Origin of the sequence: Agrococcus pavilionensis RW1, assembly GCF_000400485.1 — a bacterium.
Taxonomy (GTDB): Bacteria; Actinomycetota; Actinomycetes; order Actinomycetales; family Microbacteriaceae; genus Agrococcus; species Agrococcus pavilionensis.
The window spans coordinates 80,357-97,123 of sequence record NZ_ASHR01000035.1 but is presented as its reverse complement, the minus strand read 5'-3'; the positions used below and the strand labels follow the sequence as shown (position 1 = coordinate 97,123).

Genomic DNA, 16,767 nt, shown 5'->3' with positions numbered 1-16,767 from the left:
TAGGCGACGTCGGCGAGCGCCTCGACCTCCGCGGCCTGAGAGACATCCGTCCGCACGGCGACCGAGCGGCGGCCGAGCGCGAGCAGCTCGTCGCGCACGCGCTCGGCCGCCTCGAGCTCGATGTCGGCGACGACGACGTCCATCTCGGCTCCGGCGAGCGCGAGCGCGATCGAACGGCCGATGCCGCCGCCACTACCGGTGACGACGGCACCCCGCCCGCGCAGGTCTGCCCTACGCATGCGCTATCTCAGTTCTCGGGGAAGCCGAGGTTGAGACCGCCGTGGCTCGGGTCGAGCCAGCGCTGCGTGATCGCCTTCTCGCGCGTGAAGAAGTCGAAGCCGGCGGCGCCGTAGGCCTTCGCGGAGCCGAAGAGCGACTGCTTCCAGCCGCCGAACGAGTGGTAGGCGACGGGCACGGGGATCGGCACGTTGATGCCGACCATGCCGACCTGGATCTCGTTCTGGAACTTGCGGGCGGCGCCGCCGTCGTTCGTGAAGATCGCGGTGCCGTTGCCGAAGACACCCGTGTTGATGAGCTCGACGCCCTCCTCGAACGACTTGATGCGCACGACCGAGAGGACGGGGCCGAAGATCTCCTCCTGGTAGGCCTTCGACGAGGTCGGCACGTTGTCGAGCAGCGTCGGGCCGAGCCAGAAGCCGTCGGCGTCGCCGTCGACCTCGATGCCGCGGCCGTCGATGACGACCTTCGCGCCGTCGGCCTCGGCGATGTCGATGTAGCCGGCGACCTTGTCGCGGTGCTGGCCGGTGATGAGCGGGCCCATGTCGGTGCCGCGGCGGCCGTCGCCGATGCGCAGCGTCGCGACGCGCTCCTGCACCTTCTCGATGAGCGCGTCCGCGATCGAGTCGATCGCGAGCACGACCGAGACGGCCATGCAGCGCTCGCCCGCCGAGCCGAAGCCGGCGTTGACCGCCGCGTCGGCGACGAGGTCGAGGTCGGCGTCGGGGAGCACGAGCATGTGGTTCTTGGCGCCGCCGAGCGCCTGCACGCGCTTGCCGTGCTTCGCGGCGGTCTCGTAGATGTACTGCGCGATCGGCGTCGAGCCGACGAACGAGAGCGCCTGCACCTCGGGCGCGGTCAGCAGCCCGTCGACGGCGACCTTGTCGCCGTGCAGCACGTTGAAGACGCCGTCGGGGAGGCCTGCCTCCTTGAGCAGCTCCGCCATCCACATCGCGGCCGACGGGTCCTTCTCGGACGGCTTCAGCACGACGGTGTTGCCCGCCGCGATCGCCACCGGGAAGAACCACAGCGGCACCATCGCGGGGAAGTTGAACGGGCTGATGATGCCCACGACGCCGAGCGGCTGCTTGACCGAGAAGACGTCGACGCCGGTCGAGACGTTCTCCGAGAACGCGCCCTTGAGCAGGTTCGGGAACGCGGTCGCGAGCTCGACGACCTCGAGCCCGCGCGCGATCTCGCCGCCCGCATCCGAGAGCACCTTGCCGTGCTCGCTCGTGATGATCTCGGCGAGCTCGTCGCGGCGCTCGTTGAGCAGCTCACGGAAGCGGAACATGATCGCCTGCTTGCGGGCGATCGACAGGTCGCGCCAGGCGGGGAAGGCGGCCTGGGCGGCGTCGATCGCGGCGCGCACGTCGGCGTCGTCGGCGAGCGCGACGTGCTTCGTCACGACGCCGCGGGCGGGGTCGTAGACGGGCGCAGTGCGGCCGCTGCCCGACTCGTGGGCGGCGCCGCCGATCCAGTGGTGGACGGAGGCCGTCTCGGTGGACTGCTCGGTGATGGTCATGGATGCTCCTGGTTGCGTTGGGTTCGTGGGTGGGCTTCGACACGGTCTGCGCCTTCGGCGCGGACCGGCTCAGCCAGCGGGTGGGGAGGCCTACTCGTAGATGGCGGCGTAGAGCTGCTCGATCTCCTCGGCCGTCGGCACGCGCGGGTTGTTGTTCGGCGAGCCGGAGGCGAGCGCCTGCTGCGCCATGACGGGCACGCGCTCGCCCCACTCGGCGCGGTCGATGCCGCGAGTGGCGGGCGTCGGCACCTCGACCTCGCGGGCGAGGGTGCGCAGCTCCTGCACGAGCGCGTCGGCGGCCGCGGCGTCGGAGTCGGCCTCGGTTGCGACCCCGAGCGTGCGCGCGCACGTCGCGTAGCGCTCGACCGCGTGCTCGACCGAGAAGGCGGTGATCTCGGCGAACAGCATCGCGTTGGCCATGCCGTGCGCGATGTGGAAGTGGGCGCCGAGCGGCCGGCTCATGCCGTGCACGAGCGCGACGGAGGCGTTCGAGAACGCCATGCCCGCGAGCGTCGCCGCGGTCATCATCTCCTCGCGCGCCTCGCGGTCGTCGCCGTCGCGGTAGGCGCGGCGCAGGTAGCGGCCGATGCGCGAGATCGCGGCGAGCGCGTAGGTGTCGGAGATCGGGTTGGCCTTGCGGCTCACGTACGCCTCGATCGCGTGCGTGAGCGCGTCGATGCCGGTGTCGGCGGTGAGGCGTGGCGGCATCGAGACGGTGAGCTCGAAGTCGACGACTGCGGCCTTCGGCAGGTAGCCGGGGCCCGCGCACAGCATCTTCTCGTTCGTCTCGCTGTCGGTGATGATCGTGAACTGCGTCACCTCCGAGCCCGTGCCGGCGGTCGTCGGCACCGCGATGACCGGCAGCGCCGGGCCGGTGAACTGGAACGGCGCCTTGAGCTCGCGCATGTGGCCGCCGCGCACCGCGAGCGCCGAGAGCGCCTTCGCCGTGTCGATGGGGCTGCCGCCGCCGAGCGCGACGATGCTGTCGGCCTCGTGCGCGCGGATCGCCTCCAGCCCGTTCTCGAGCGAGTCGGTCGTCGGGTCGGGGATCGTGCCGTCGTAGACCGACGCCTGCAGGCCCGCCGCCGTGAGCGCATCCGCCACCCTCGCCGCGAGGCCCGTCGAGACGAGGAAGCCATCGGTCACGACGATCGGCCGCTCGGCCCCGAGGGTCTGGAGCAGCTCGCCGATGCTGTCGACGCCGCCCGCGCCGAATCGGAGGATGGGAGGGGTGTTGATGTCGATGCTCACCGGTTGCACGCCTTCGTGGTCGGACCCGTCAGAGGGTGTGGATGCGTCCAGCATCGCCTGGCACGGATGCAGGCGTCAACGACCAAGCGCGCAGGTGCGACTGCAGAAGTGCAGGGCGGCGGGCACAATGGATGCGTGGATGCCGAGAACCTGCGATTCCTGCTCGAGGTCGCGCGAACGGGGCGCTTGCGAGACGCCGCGGCGCGCCTGGAGGTCGACGAGACGACGGTCTCGCGGCGCATCAGCCGGCTCGAGCAGGAGCTCGGCGTGCGCATGTTCGACCGGACGCCGCAGGGGTGGCGGGTCACCGACTCGGCGCGGCTGATCCTGCCGCACGCGGAGGCGGTCGAGTCGAGCGTCGCGCGTGCGCTCGAGGCGGTCGTCTCGCGACCGGGGGAGCTGAGCGGCACGGCGCGGCTGCTCGCGCCCGACGGCTTCGGTGCGAACGTGCTCGTGCCCGGGCTGCGGCCGCTGCTCGACGCACATCCCGGTCTCTCGCTGGAAGTCATCACGGCGACGAGTCACGACCTCATCACGGCGCGCGACTTCGACGTCGCCGTCACGCTCGAGAAGCCCTCGCCGCGGGCGGCGGCGGTGCGGCACCTCGCCGACTACGAGCTGCGCGCTTACGCGTCGCGCGACTACCTCGCGCGGCACGGCACGCCGGGCTCGATCGACGAGCTGCGGCGCGACCACGACCTCATCTGGTACGTCGAGGCGCTGCTCGACGTCGCGCCGCTGCGGATCCTCGACGAGCTGCTGCCGCGCGGTCACGCGCGCCTGCAGACGAACAACATCACCGGTCAGCACAGCGCCACGCGCGCCGGCCTCGGCATCGGGATCCTGCCGACCTACATCGGCGGTGCCGACCCCGAGCTCGTCGGCGTCCTGCCCGAGGCGCTCAGCATCAGCCGCACCTACTGGCTCGTCGTGCCGCGCGACCTGACGGAGCTGCTACGCGTGCGGATCATCACCGAGGCGATCGATGCGCTCGTGGCTGAGCACCCGCACCTGTCGGTGCGGACCCGCTGACCCGCTCCGAATGCGCGCTCACGGCTCGCCAGAGAGCTCGCGTCGAATTGCGTGCCGTCGGGCGCTTCACGACGCGGCATTTCACCGAACGTGCCGTCATCGCTGTCGTGGCAAGGCGGCCGAACCTGCTTCGCTGCTTAGGAATTCACTTCCGGCACGCGCGACATCTCATGTCGACGGGCGTAAGCGGACGCGGCTCCGGAGCGTCTCGACGCCTCCGAGCTCCGTCTCGAGCAGCTGGCCAGGCTGCAGGTGCTGCGGCGGCTGCATGCCGTGGCCGACGCCGCCGGGCGTGCCGGTCGCGATGGCCTGGCCGGGGCGCAGCCGCACGATGCTCGAGCAGAATGCGATGAGGTCGGCGACGCCGAAGACGTCGTCTGTGACGTGCGCGATGCCGCTTAGTCGCGAGCGGCGCAGCGGCAGACGCAGAAGGGCCGCCCGGCGAACCGGGCGGCCCTCGGCCTGCGATCGTGAGGTCAGCGCACCGACGGCACCGACGCATCCGCCTGCACCGGCATCAGCCGGCGCAGCTGCGTGACGTGGCGGGGCTCGAGCTCCTCGAGCGACGAGACGCCGAGCAGCGCCATCGTGCGCGCGATCTCCGAGCGGAGGATCGCGATCGTGCGGTCGACGCCCTGGCGGCCGCCGGCCATGAGGCCGTAGAGGTAGGCGCGGCCGATGAGCGTGAACTTCGCGCCGAGCGCGACCGACGCGACGATGTCGGCGCCGTTCATGATGCCCGTGTCGATCATGACCGTCGCATCCTTGCCGACCTCGCGCACGACCTGCGGCAGCAGGTGGAACGGCACGGGGGCGCGGTCGAGCTGGCGGCCGCCGTGGTTCGACAGGATGATGCCGTCGACGCCCAGGTCGATGAGCTTCACCGCGTCGGGCACGTTCTGCACGCCCTTCACGACGAGCTTGCCGGGCCACATGCTGCGGATGACGTCGAGGTCCTCGTACGAGATGGTCGGGTCCATCGCCGAGTTCAGCAGCTCGCCGACCGTGCCGCCGGTCGTCGAGAGCGACGCGAACTCGAGCTTCGGCGTCGTGAGGAAGTCGAACCACCACCACGGGCGCGGGATCGCGTTCGCGATCGTCTTGATCGACAGCTGCGGCGGGATCGAGAAGCCGTTGCGGGTGTCGCGCAGGCGCGCGCCGGCGATCGGGGTGTCGACCGTGAACATGAGCGTGTCGAAGCCCGCTGCCGCCGCGCGCTCGACGAGGCCGTAGGAGATCTCGCGCTGCCGCATGACGTAGAGCTGGAACCAGTTGCGGCCGTTCGGGTTCGTCGCCTTGACGTCCTCGATCGTCGTCGTGCCGAGCGTCGAGAGCGTGAAGGGGATGCCCGCGGCAGCCGCGGCACCGGCGCCGGCGGTCTCGCCCTCCGTCTGCATGAGGCGCGTGAAGCCCGTCGGGGCGATGCCGAACGGCATCGCGCTCGGGCCGCCGAGCACCTCGGTCGACATGTCGACGCGCTCGGCCGGGCGCAGGATGTCCGGGTGGAACTCGACGTCCTCGAACGCCTGCCGCGCGCGAGCGAGCGAGACCTCGCCGTCGGCGGCGCCGTCGGTGTAGTCGAAGGCGGCCGCGGGCGTGCGGCGCTTCGCGATGACGCGCAGGTCGTCGATCGTGAGCGCGTTGTTCAGCCGGCGGCGGCGGCCGTCGAGGTCGGGCTTCTTGAACTGCATGAGCTCCATGAGCTCGAGCGGCTTGGGCAGTTGGCGCTTCACCATGCTGTGCCTCCTGGTTCCTTCTGGTCGGGGATGCGTGGGGTCGCTCAGCGAGCGACGGTCTCGGCGGCGACGTCGAAGTCGGTCGGCTCGCGGTGCGCGACGTGCTTGATGAAGAACGACGCGATCACCGAGAGCGAGGCGCAGACCGCGACGTATGCGGCGATCGGCCACCACTGGCCGCCGCTGACCTCGAGCAGCCACGCGGCGATGAGCGGTGCGGTGCCGCCGAAGATCGCGGCACCCACCTGGTAGCCGAGCGTCGCGCCGGTGTAGCGCACCTCCGGGCTGAAGCTCTCGGCGATGAGCGTGCCGAGGATCGCGTTGACGCTGCCCCACAGGATGCCGAAGGCGACGATCGTCGCGGCGAAGACCGCCCACGTCTCGCCGATGTTGAGCACCCAGTAGTAGGGCACGACGAGCACGATCGTGGTGATCGCCGAGAAGCGGTAGAGCACCGGTCGGCCGACCTTGTCGGAGAGGTGGCCGAAGAACGGCATCCAGATCGTCGCGACGAGCGCGGCGGCGGCGACCGCGAGCAGCACCGTGTTCTGCCGCACGTCGAGGATGTTCGTCGCGTAGGCGATCACGTAGGTGCCGAAGATGTAGAACGGGCCGGTCTCGGCGGCCTTCGCGCCGATCGAGACGAGCACGGCGCGCCAGTGCTTCGTCAGCACCTCCTTGATCGGCAGGCGCAGGCGCGCGCCGGTCTCGCGGATGCGCTTGAACTCGGGCGTCTCGTCGAGGCCGTTGCGGATCCACAGGCCGATGAAGACGAGCACGATCGAGCCGACGAACGGCACGCGCCAGCCCCACGAGAGGAACTGGTCCTCGGGCAGGAGCGTCAGCAGCGCGACGACGGCCGAGGCGAGCAGCAGGCCGAGCGAGATGCCCATCTGCGGCACGGCGCCGTAGAGACCGCGGCGGTGCTTCGGCGCGTACTCGTAGGCGAGCAGCAGCGCGCCGCCCCACTCGCCGCCGATGCCGATGCCCTGCAGGATGCGGAACAGCAGCAGCAGGATGGGCGCGGCGATGCCGATCGCGGCGTAGTCCGGCAGTAGGCCGATCGCGACCGTGCCGCCGCCCATGAGCATGAGCGTGAGGAAGAGCGTCTTCTTGCGGCCGATGCGGTCGCCGATGTGGGCGAAGACGATGCCGCCGACGGGGCGGAAGAAGAAGGTGAGCGAGAACGACGCGTAGGCGAGCATCGTCGAGAGGAACGGGTCGTCGGTGGGGAAGAAGGTCTTGTTGAAGACCAGCGCCGCGACGGTGCCGTAGACGAGAAAGTCGAACCACTCGATGACGGAGCCCGAGAGGCTGCCGATGAGGACGCGGTAGTTGAGGCGCTCCGGCGGGGCTGCCGTGGACGTGCTGGACAAGAGCTCTCTCCCTCGAGAAGGTGCACGGGATGTGGTCGAACCATGTGGTCAGACCACAGAGACAGTAGGGGAACGGCGTTGCGGGCGTCAAGCGAGCGGATGCGTCGGCGCGCGCGCCGCGCGGATCACGCGTCGGGCGTAGGCGCGCTCTGCGAGGTCTCGCGGTAGTAGCCGCGGATGTGGGCGCGGATGCGCTCGGCGGCGCCGGCGCGGTCGTCGGCGCGCAGCCGCTCGAGGATCCCGCGGTGCTCGCTCCGCAGCCGCACGGCGGTCGACGGCCAGTCGGGGAGGGCCTCGGCGCGCTCCCGCGTGTGGTCCGCGATCGAGGTGCGCAGCGCATCCATCAGCGTCGACAGCAGCGGGTTGTGCGCGGCGCGCGCGATCGTGACGTGGAACTCCGCGTCGAGCTCGAGGAAGTCGGGCACCGCGAGCGCGGGGTCGTCCATGCGGTCGAGCAGCGCCTCGGCGGCGGCGAGGTCGCTCGCGCCGAGCTCGGCGTGCTCGGCGCTCCACGTCTCGAGCAGCAGCCGCGCCTCGTAGATGTGCTCGTGCTCGACGTGGCGCGTGGCGAGCTGCATGCTGAGCGCGAGCGCGAGCGCCTGCTCGGGCGCGGCGGTGAGGATCGTGCCCGATCGTGGGCCCGAGCCGGTCGATGTGCGGATGGTGCCGAGCGCCTCGAGCACGCGCAGCGCCTCGCGCAGCGATCCGCGGGAGATGCCGAGCGCCTCGGCGAGCGCGCGCTCGCCGGGCAGGTGATCGCCGATCGTGAGCCTGCCGCTCTGCAGCTCCTCGGTCACCCACGCCATCACGCGCTCGTGCGTCTTCATCGCTCCCGAGTATCCCAGCGGCTCGACCGGTCCTGCCGCGCATGCACCTGCTACAGTATGCTCATGAAATCGGAGCGGCTGCAGGTGCTGATCGAGACCGAGCAGCGGGTGCGGCTCGAGCAGCGGGCGGCCGACCGCGGCGTCTCGGTGGCTGCCCTGGTCAGGGACGCGATCGACCTGGTGTACCCGCCGCACGGCGATCGCCGCGCGGCCGCGGCAGCCGACATCCTCGCGGCCGAGCCCATGGCCGTCGGCGACCCGGCGGCGCTCCGCGCAGAGCTCGACGAGCTGCGGGGCGGCGCGTGATCCTGCTCGACACGAGCGTGCTCGTCTACGCCGTCGGCGCAGAGCATCCGCTGCGCGAGCCGTGCCGTGCCGTCATCGCCGCCGTCGGCGACGGCACGCTCGCGGCCACGACGACGGTGGAGGTGCTGCAGGAGTTCGCTCATGTGCGCGCTCGGCGGCGCGGGCGCGACGACGCCGCGGCGCTGACCGAGCGCTACGCGACCGCCTTGGCACCGCTGATCAGCGTCGACGCAGGCGATCTCTCGGCCGGGCTGCGCCTCTTCCGGGAGCACGAGCCGCTCGGAGCCTTCGATGCCGTGCTCGCGGCCGTTGCTCAGCGCCGCGACCACGTGCGAGCGCTCGTCTCCGCGGATCGCGGCTTCGCGAGCATCCCGGGCCTGGTGCACCTCGACCCGGGCGCGAGCGGCTTCCGCGCCGCGGCCGGCATCGGCTGAAGCGCGCCGGGAGCGCATCCCGCGGCTCGCGGGCTCGTCGCGTGCGCGTCACCGGCCTCCGCCAGAATGGACGTCATGGGGGCTCGACGATGACCACGGTCAGCGCCGCGCTGCGCCTGCAGCGGCTCGTCGCCGACGACCCCGCGCTCGCGCTGCTGCGCGCCGAGCACGCGCCGATCATCGTCGCGCTCCTCTCGCGGCTGCTCGGCGGCGAGGTGCGCCGCCGCCCGGCCGAGGAGTTCGTCGACCTCGTCGACGCCGACCTCGATGCGCTGCGACCGCACTTCGAGCTGCCGCAGACCGGCAAGGCCTACGCGGCCGCGTGGCGCGCGGCGGGCTGGCTCGTGCGGCGGCCCGCGGCCGAGGCGCGCGCCGAGACCGTCGAGCTCTCGCCGGCGGCGCTGCGGGCGATCCGCGTCTTCGAGCAGCTCGAGCAGCCGCGGGCGACCGCCACGGAGTCGCGGCTCATGACCATCCGCGACCAGGTGCAGCGCCTCGCGATCGAGACCGACCCCGACGGAGCGCGCCGGCGCGAGGCGCTCGAGCGCGAGCGCGCCGCGATCGACGCGCAGATCCGAGCGATCGGTGAGGGGCGCTTCGAGCCGCTCGATGCGGCGCGCACGAAGGAGCGGGTCGCCGAGATCTTGCGGCTCGCCGAGGACGTGCCCTCCGACTTTCAGCGCGTGCGATTCCGCTTCGACGAGCTGAACCACGAGCTCATGGCGAGCCTCCTCGACGCCGACGAGTCGCAGCGCACCGTGCTCGAGGACATCTTCCGTGGCGTCGACCTCATCGAGCAGACCGACGAGGGGCTCACGTTCGCCGCGTTCTCGGTCCTCGTGCTCGATGCCGAGCGCAGCGAGGCCTTCGAGGCCGACATCGCGAGCCTGCTCGAGCGCGACCTCGGCGACGCGATGTCGATGTCCGAGCGCCGGTTCCTGCGCACCTTCCTCCGCGAGCTCAAGCTCCACAGCCACGAGATCCACGGCGTGCTCGCCGAGTTCGCCCGCGGCTTGCGCCGCTACGTGCAGTCGCAGGACTTCCAGCGCGACCGCGCGCTCCAGCGCTCCATCCGCGCCGCGCTCGCGACCGCGCTGCGAGCGGCCGAGCACGTCAAGCCGTTCCACGCGAGCGGCGTCGAGCTGCCGCTCACCTCCGTCGAGCTCTCGAGCATCGGCGCGCTCACCGCCCACGACCCATCCGAGTTCGCGATCGACGAGCACGTCGTCGCCCACGAGCCCGGGCTCGCGGACTACGAGCAGCTCAAGGCCCTCGCGCGCGACACCGAGATCGACTTCGAGGAGCTCACCGGCGTCGTCAACGCGCGGCTGCGGGGCGCCGAGGCGCTCACGGTCGCGCAGCTGCTCGCCGACTGGCCCGCCACGCAGGGCGTCGCGAGCGTCGTCGGCCTCATGACGCTCGCGATGCAGCACGGCAGCGTCTCGGGTGACGAGACCGAGACGCTCGTCTGGCCCGGCGTCGACGGCACGACCCGCAGCGCCGTGGTGCGCAGCCACCGCTTCGTCGAGAGGATCCCGACATGACCGATCCGCACGCGGCAGCGCTCAAGCACGCCGCTCCCGACGAGGAGAGGGCGGATGCGTCGACCGGCTCGAGCGCGCTCTGGCCGGGGGATTCGGGCCGGCTGCGCGAGGACTCGCGGCGCGCGCTGCTCGAGCTCATCCAGGGCCCCTACCTCTCATCCTCCAACCGCGGCCGGCTGTGGGTCGCGCTGCTCGCCGACGCCGACGAGATCCGCTCGCGCCTGCACGAGCTCTTCCTCGAGCTCGTGATCGACCGGAACGACGAGATCGCGTTCGTGCGCCCGGTCGACGCGGGCGAGCGCCCGGTGCCGCTCGCGGTGCGCTCGCGCGCGCTGACGTTCATGGACACGCTCATGCTGCTCGTGCTGCGCCAGCGCCTGCTCGCCGCTCGCGGCGAGCGGCGCGTGTTCGTCGATCGCAGCGACGTCTTCGAGCAGCTCGCGCCCTACCGGGTCGCGCGCGACGAGGCCGACTTCGAGCGCCGCATGAACGCATCCTGGACCAAGCTCATGAACAAGCTCGGCCTCATCCACCGCGCCGGCGGCGACGATCGAGTCGAGATCTCGCCCGCGCTGCGGCTCATCTTCGACGACGACCGCGTCCAGTCGCTGCGCCGCGAGTACGAGCGCGTGCTCGAGCGCGGCGGTGAGGCGGCGCTCGACCTCGACGCCGCCGCCGACGCCGACGACCGGGAGCTGACGCCGTGACGATGCTCGAGATCGAGGGGCTCGAGGTGCTCGAGCCGACGGCGCAGTGGCGCCTCGCCGAGGTGCAGCTGCTCAACTGGGGCACCTTCGACGGCCTGCACCGAGTGCCGATCGCCCGCAAGGGGCAGCTCATCACCGGCAGCTCCGGCTCGGGCAAGTCGTCGCTGCTCGACGGCATCGCCGCTGTGCTCACGCCCGACGGCCTCCTCCAGTTCAACGCCGCCGCGCAGGGCGCGGGCGGCGGGCGCGGCGACCGCAGCATCGTCAGCTACGTGCGCGGCGCGTGGTCGAAGACCGCCGACGAGGAGCAGGATCGCGTCGTCAGTCGCTTCCTGCGCCCCGGCACGGTCGTGAGCGGCGTGCTGCTGCGATACCACGACGGGGCGGATGCGGTGGTGGCGCTCGCGCGGCTCATGTTCCTCAAGGGCACGTCGACCGACAAGGGCGACCTGCGCGACGCGTACCTGCTCGAGCAGGGCGAACTCGACCTCGAGCGGCTGCGCGGCTTCGTCACGAGCGGCGCGAACGGCATCGACACCCGCGCGCTGCAGCGCGCCCATCCGAAGGCGGTGCTGACGACGAGCGGCAAGCACGCGAAGTTCTACGCGCGGCTGCAGAGCGTGCTGGGCATCGGCGGCGACAACGCGCTGCAGCTGCTGCACCGCACGCAGTCGGCGAAGAACCTCGGCAGCCTCGACCATCTCTTCCGCACCTTCATGCTCGACCGGCCGGCGACCTTCGCGATCGCCGACAACGCGGTGCAGCAGTTCGGCGAGCTGGATGCCGCCCACCGGCACGTCGTCGACCTGCGCCGCCAGCGCGACGCGCTCATGGTCATGCGCGAGCTCGGCGACCGCTACGACGACGCATCCGCCCGCGCCACCGCCGCCGGCGAGCTGCGCGACCTCGTGCGGCAGTTCGAGGCGCGCGAGCGGCTGCGGCTCGCGCGGCAGGAGCGCGCGGCGGCCGAGATCGCGGCGCAGCAGGCGAGCGCGGCGCTCGCGGTCGCGCGCGAGGCCGACGAGGCCGCGGCCGACGACCACCGGCTCACGCAGCAGGCGCTCGATCGCGCGGGCGGCGCCGATCTCGTGCAGCTCGACGTCCGCATCCGCGACGTCGAGCGCGAGGCCGGGCAGCGACGGGCGCGGCTCGAGCGGCTCGCGCGCCAGCTCGCCGACGTCGGCATCGAGCGGGTGCCCGGCACCGAGGAGCAGTTCGCCGGGCTGCGGGCGCTCGCCGAGGATGAGCTGCGGCAGCCGCCGGCGAAGCTCGACATGGAGCACCCCGCGGTGCAGCGGCTCGCCCGGTCGACCGAGCGCCGACGACGCATCGACGACGAGCTGCGAGCGCTCCGCGATTCGCGCAGCAACGTCGACGCGCGGCGGCTGGGCGTGCGCTCCCGGCTCGCCGAGCACCTCGGCGTGCCCGAGCGGGCGGTGCCGTTCGCCGGCGAGCTGCTCGAGGTGCTGCCGGGCGAGCGCCGGTGGACGGGCGCGATCGAGCGAGTGCTGCGGCCGCTCGCCACGACGCTGCTCGTGCGCGCCGAGCACCTCGCGGCCGCGCGGCGCTGGATCGACGCGGAGTCGCTTGGCACTCGGCTCGTGTTCGAGGTCGTGGAGGCGGACGTGCCCTCGCCGCGCTCGCTCGCGAGCGACGCGTCGCTCGTGCGGAAGGTCGTCGTCGCGAGCGGCAACTTCCACGACTGGCTCGCGCACCGGCTCTCGGAGCAGTACGACATCGCGTGCGTCGAGACCGCCGACGAGCTCGACCGCTTCGCGCGCGCCGTCACGATCCGAGGGCAGGTGAAGCGCTCGGCCACGCGCTACGAGAAGGACGACACGCACGCGGTCGACGACCCGACACGGTGGCTGCTCGGCTCGAGCGAAGCCCGCCTCGAGGCGCTGCTCGCGCAGCGCGTCGATGCGGACGCCGAGGCGAAGGAGGCGCATCGCGAGGTCGAGCAGCTGCAGGCCGACGTCGAGCTCAGCACTCGCCGGCGGCAGCAGCTCAGTCAGCTCGTGACCGAGTCGTGGGAGCAGTACGACGCGAGCAGCGCGGCCGCCCGCGTCGCGCAGCTCGAGCGGCAGCGGCTCGTGCTCACGAGCGCGAGCGGTGACCTCAAGCGCGCGGCGGCGGCTGAGCAGGAGGCGCGGGTCGCCGCGACGGCCGCTCGCGCCGCCGCCGACGAGGCGCTCGCGGCAGCCCGCGCCGCCGTGCGCGAGCTCGAGGGCCTCGCCGGCGCGATCTCCGAGGCGGAGCGCTCCATCGCCGCTGACGGCCGCGGCGAGCTCGCGCCCGAGCCTGTCGAGCAGCTCGAGGCGCGGTTCCGCGAGGTGCGGCGGCGCATGACGCTCGCCGAGCTCCCGGCTGCCGCGCGCGAGGTCGAGGGGCGGCTCGGCAGGGAGCGCGAGCGCGCGATCGGCGAGCGCGACCTCGCCGCGCAGGACTTCGCGGCGGCCGCGACGAGCTTCAAGGAGAAGTGGACCGTCGCATCCGCCGACCTCGTCGCCCGCGTCGACGATCGCGCCGGCTTCCGGGCGCTGCTCGAGACGATCGAGGCGAACGACCTGCCCTCGCAGGAGCAGAGCTTCCGCCGGCTGCTGCGGGCCAAGTCGAGCGACGTGGTCGGCTTCCTGCGCAAGGAGCTGCTCGACGCGCCGAAGGAGGTGCGGGAGCGCATCGCGCCGGTGAACGAGTCGCTCGGGCGGTCGCAGTTCGACCGCGACCGCTTCCTGCGCATCCGGGTGAAGCTCACGCGCGGCGACGTCGTGCAGCGCTTCATGCAGGAGCTCGCGCGGATCGCCGAGGGCAGTTGGGACGACGAGGACGCCGCGTCGGCCGAGCGCCGGTTCGAGGTGCTCGCGCAGCTGATGGCGCGCTTGGGCTCGAGCGAGCCGGCCGACCGCAAGTGGCGCGAGCTGTGCCTCGACACCCGGCTGCACGTCTCGTTCCTCGCCGAGGTCGTCGACCGCGCCGGGCTCGTGCTCGAGACGTACGACTCCGGCGCGTCGCTCTCGGGCGGGCAGCAGCAGAAGCTCGTAGTCTTCTGCCTCGCGGCGGCGCTGCGCTACCAGCTCACGCAAGAGGGCTCGGAGCGGCCTCGCTACGGCACGGTCATCCTCGACGAGGCGTTCGACAAGGCCGACAGCAGCTACACCCGCATGGCGATGGACATCTTCGTCGAGTTCGGCTTCCACATGGTGCTCGCCACCCCGCTCAAGCTGCTGCAGACGCTCGAGCCCTACATCGGCGGCGTCGCGGTGGTGCAGAACCCGACGCAGCGGCAGTCGACCGTCGACCAGCTCGGCTTCGAGCGATCGCGGTGATCCCGGTCGACGAGGCTCGCGCTCGCGTGGCAGCGCGGGTTGCCGCGCTCGCCCGGGACTGGGCCGCCGATCCGGCGGCCGCGGCCGGCGCGGTCGTGCGCATCGCCCTGCACCCGCCGAGCGAGCGGGACGCACTCGCACAGCAGGGGGCGGTGATCGCCTGGCGCGACGCCTGGACGGCGGCCGCGACCGAACCCGGGGTCGCGCTCGAGTGGGCGACCCGCAGCTGGAGCCGTCTCGGCGCCCAGTCGGTGCCGGCGCGCGTCGCCATCGAGGGAGCGGATGCGCTCGCCCGCTTCGCCGGGCGAGAGACGGCGGATGCGTGGGCGCGCGTGCGCGACCGGGTCGCGGCCGCGATCGAGGGACTGGGCGGCGGCGCGGCGGTCGCCTCAGCCGCGCGCTCGCACGCCACCGCGCTCGCAGCCTATGGCGACGACGAGTTCCAGACGGTGCTCGACGTCTCGCGCTGGCTCGCCGAGCACCCGGTCGATGGCATGCGGCCGCGTCAGCTGCCCATCCGCGGCGTCGACTCGAAGTGGTTCGGCGCGCACCGCGCGGTGGTGTCGGCGCTCGTGCTCGCGGCGAGCGGTCGGGAGTCGCTCGGCATCGTCGGCGATGCGCAGCAGTTCCGGGTGCGGCTGCTCGACGAGCGCGTGCTCCCGGGCGCTCCGCGGGCCTTCGGCGCGTCGGTGGATGAGCTCGCGGTGCTCCGCGTGGAGGCCGACGCGGTGCTCGTGCTCGAGAACCTCGAGACGCTGCTCGCGCTGCCGCCGATGCCCGGCGTCGTCGCGGTGCACGGGGCCGGCTACGCCGCCGCCGAGCTCGCGCGCATCCCGTGGCTCACGGGTGCGCGAGTGCGCTACTGGGGCGACCTCGACTCGAACGGCTTCGCGATCCTCCACCGGCTGCGGTCGGCGCTGCCGTCGGTGGTGAGCGTCGTCATGGACGAGGAGGCGCTGCTCGCGCATCGCGACCTGTGGGTGCGGGAGCCGAAGCCGGCTCGGGGCGCCTACCCGACGCTCGAGCCGTTCGAGCAAGCGGCGCTCGACCGCGTGCGCGACGAGGGCGACGTGCGCCTCGAGCAGGAGCGCATCCCGTGGGCATTCGCGCTTGAGCGGCTCGACGCCGCACTCGCTCAGCGGTAGACGATGTCGCGCCTGCCCAGGGTCACGACGACCACGAGCAAGCGGTCGTCCTCGATCGCGTAGACGACGCGGTAGTCGCCGCTGCGCACCCGCCACTCCGGCCGCCCGGTGAGCTTCCTCGCTGCTGGCGGCCGCGGAGCCTCGGCGAGCAGCTCGAGCATCGCCTGCACGCGGCGCTTGCCGTCCGGCGGCAGCTTCCGAAGGGCGCGCGCTGCCGAGGGGAGCAGCCCAACGCGGTAGCGCTTCACGACAGGCCGAGGTCGCGCCTCACCTCATCCCACGGCACGGGCACCTCGTCGAGCCGCTCGGCCTCGTCCTGGGCCGCTGCCGCCGCCCTGATGTCCGCGAGCTCTTCCGCGTCGTCGAGCAGCCGTCGCAGCACGTCGGCGTCGACGATCGCGGCGACCTCGCGATCGCGGCGCGTGAGGTAGACGGGTGCGGTCCGCGCCCGGTCGACGAGTGTCGAGAGCCGGTCACGCGCGGCGGTGATGGTGACCCGATCCATGGCGCGAGGGTAGCGCCGCTGCCCGAGAATGGGAAGAAGTGCCGGTCTTGCCATGTCAGCCCACGAAGCCAGACGGCAGCATCGGCTTGGCGGAGAGCTCTCCCGGGCGCATGCCGACCGAGAGCAGCAGCGCCATCATCACCTCTTCCGCGACGGTCCACACCGAGCAGCCCGGCACCATCGAGACCGCTGGGTTGCCGTGCTCGCACCGCTCCCACTCGAGCTGGGCGAAGCGCGGCGGGAGTGGTGCGGAGTGCATCAGGTGCAGCTTCCAGCCGCCGTCCTCCTCGATGCAGACGGTGATTCCGGCAGGCGCATCGACCGGCACCCGGCCGTCCGGCCACGGCTCGTGCTCGTGCACCGAGCACGGTTGGATGCCGCGCGCGGCGATGTCCTCCGGGAGGAGCGCGGCGACAGGGACGACCGAGGCGGCACCGCCGCACATGCGCACGTGGTCGAGCACTTGCACGAGCTCGTGCAGATCGTGCTTCCAGACCGGGTTGCCGAGGCGCGAGCCTCTCAGCATCCGCCTGGCCTCCGCATCGCCCTCGCGCGGGCCGAGCGGCGTCTGTGCTCGCAAGCGCACCGGTGCGCCGGCGTGCCGCGCGACCTGCTCGGCCTCGGAGCGCGTGCGCCCGATGCACTCGAACGAACCGCCTCCCGTGACGTCGAAGGTGAACCGGTGGGTCGCATCCGCTCTCATGTCCGCAGGATGCGCGCGGTGGTCGCGGCTTCGCGCGAGCCGGACGACCGCCTGTGGAGAACCGCCGCCTCCACACGCGCTGTGCGTGAGCCGGACGCCGCGCTCAGGCCCGC

General features: G+C 72.4%; 17 protein-coding genes. 7 read left to right on the top strand and 10 right to left on the bottom strand.

The window, feature by feature from the left end; all coding sequences use genetic code 11:
• The 3 genes from L332_RS29940 to L332_RS27400 form a co-directional block, all read right to left on the bottom strand.
• Positions 1 to 239, bottom strand: a 239-nt coding sequence (locus L332_RS29940; protein WP_144061102.1) for an SDR family NAD(P)-dependent oxidoreductase, incomplete at its 3' end; no start/stop codon positions are given.
• Between the two features lie 8 nt (positions 240 to 247).
• Positions 248 to 1,762 carry a CoA-acylating methylmalonate-semialdehyde dehydrogenase gene (locus L332_RS27405; protein WP_021011554.1) on the bottom strand — a complete coding sequence of 505 codons (1,515 nt, stop codon included), beginning with the start codon at positions 1,760 to 1,762 and terminating at the stop codon, positions 248 to 250.
• A 90-nt stretch (positions 1,763 to 1,852) separates the two neighbouring features.
• Entirely contained in the window at positions 1,853 to 3,013 is a 1,161-nt protein-coding gene (locus tag L332_RS27400; protein WP_021011553.1) for an iron-containing alcohol dehydrogenase, read from the bottom strand.
• A 135-nt stretch (positions 3,014 to 3,148) separates the two neighbouring features.
• On the opposite strand from L332_RS27400, the gene L332_RS27395 reads away from it, so the two are divergent.
• The gene (locus tag L332_RS27395) at positions 3,149 to 4,045 is read left to right on the top strand and encodes a LysR family transcriptional regulator (protein WP_021011552.1); all 897 of its coding nucleotides are present in this window, start codon (positions 3,149 to 3,151) and stop codon (positions 4,043 to 4,045) included.
• 168 nt (positions 4,046 to 4,213) lie between these two features.
• Here L332_RS27395 and L332_RS30810 read toward each other — a convergent pair whose 3' ends face one another.
• The 4 genes from L332_RS30810 to L332_RS27380 form a co-directional block, all read right to left on the bottom strand.
• A complete protein-coding gene (locus L332_RS30810; protein WP_268743641.1) occupies positions 4,214 to 4,438 on the bottom strand; it encodes a fumarylacetoacetate hydrolase family protein in 225 nt (74 codons plus the stop codon).
• An 83-nt stretch (positions 4,439 to 4,521) separates the two neighbouring features.
• A complete protein-coding gene (locus tag L332_RS27390) occupies positions 4,522 to 5,781 on the bottom strand; it encodes an alpha-hydroxy acid oxidase (protein ID WP_021011550.1) in 1,260 nt (419 codons plus the stop codon).
• Between the two features lie 44 nt (positions 5,782 to 5,825).
• The gene (locus tag L332_RS27385) at positions 5,826 to 7,157 is read right to left on the bottom strand and encodes an MFS transporter (protein ID WP_021011549.1); all 1,332 of its coding nucleotides are present in this window, start codon (positions 7,155 to 7,157) and stop codon (positions 5,826 to 5,828) included.
• A 125-nt stretch (positions 7,158 to 7,282) separates the two neighbouring features.
• Positions 7,283 to 7,984: a FadR/GntR family transcriptional regulator gene (locus L332_RS27380; protein WP_021011548.1), complete on the bottom strand. Its 702-nt coding sequence runs from the start codon at positions 7,982 to 7,984 to the stop codon at positions 7,283 to 7,285.
• A 63-nt stretch (positions 7,985 to 8,047) separates the two neighbouring features.
• Here L332_RS27380 and L332_RS27375 point away from each other — a divergent pair, with 63 nt between their 5' ends.
• The 6 genes from L332_RS27375 (at position 8,048) to L332_RS27350 (ending at position 15,446) form a co-directional block, all read left to right on the top strand.
• A complete protein-coding gene (locus tag L332_RS27375; protein WP_021065117.1) occupies positions 8,048 to 8,290 on the top strand; it encodes a hypothetical protein in 243 nt (80 codons plus the stop codon).
• Positions 8,287 to 8,724: a type II toxin-antitoxin system VapC family toxin gene (locus L332_RS27370; protein WP_021011546.1), complete on the top strand. Its 438-nt coding sequence runs from the start codon at positions 8,287 to 8,289 to the stop codon at positions 8,722 to 8,724. Before L332_RS27375 ends, L332_RS27370 begins: the two co-directional genes overlap by 4 nt.
• A gap of 89 nt (positions 8,725 to 8,813) precedes the next feature.
• Complete coding sequence (locus tag L332_RS27365) at positions 8,814 to 10,268, top strand: DUF3375 domain-containing protein (protein WP_021011545.1); 1,455 nt, start codon at positions 8,814 to 8,816, stop codon at positions 10,266 to 10,268.
• Entirely contained in the window at positions 10,265 to 10,975 is a 711-nt protein-coding gene (locus L332_RS27360) for a DUF4194 domain-containing protein (RefSeq protein WP_021011544.1), read from the top strand. Before L332_RS27365 ends, L332_RS27360 begins: the two co-directional genes overlap by 4 nt.
• 2 nt (positions 10,976 to 10,977) lie before the next feature.
• The gene (locus L332_RS27355) at positions 10,978 to 14,301 is read left to right on the top strand and encodes an ATP-binding protein (protein WP_041204152.1); all 3,324 of its coding nucleotides are present in this window, start codon (positions 10,978 to 10,980) and stop codon (positions 14,299 to 14,301) included.
• Between the two features lie 26 nt (positions 14,302 to 14,327).
• On the top strand, positions 14,328 to 15,446 hold the full coding sequence (locus tag L332_RS27350) for a Wadjet anti-phage system protein JetD domain-containing protein (protein WP_158316740.1): 1,119 nt from the start codon (positions 14,328 to 14,330) through the stop codon (positions 15,444 to 15,446).
• On the opposite strand, the gene L332_RS27345 is transcribed toward L332_RS27350, so the two are convergent.
• From L332_RS27345 to L332_RS27335, 3 genes are read right to left on the bottom strand one after another with little or no spacing between them, the layout of a single operon-like run.
• The gene (locus L332_RS27345) at positions 15,437 to 15,694 is read right to left on the bottom strand and encodes a type II toxin-antitoxin system RelE family toxin (protein ID WP_021011542.1); all 258 of its coding nucleotides are present in this window, start codon (positions 15,692 to 15,694) and stop codon (positions 15,437 to 15,439) included. The two genes, L332_RS27350 and L332_RS27345, sit on opposite strands and share 10 nt — an antisense overlap.
• Positions 15,691 to 15,951: a type II toxin-antitoxin system prevent-host-death family antitoxin gene (locus tag L332_RS27340; protein ID WP_021011541.1), complete on the bottom strand. Its 261-nt coding sequence runs from the start codon at positions 15,949 to 15,951 to the stop codon at positions 15,691 to 15,693. The genes L332_RS27345 and L332_RS27340 overlap by 4 nt, the downstream gene beginning before the upstream one ends.
• A 55-nt stretch (positions 15,952 to 16,006) precedes the next feature.
• Entirely contained in the window at positions 16,007 to 16,654 is a 648-nt protein-coding gene (locus L332_RS27335; RefSeq protein ID WP_021011540.1) for a hypothetical protein, read from the bottom strand.
• Between the last annotated feature and the right edge of the window lie 113 nt (positions 16,655 to 16,767).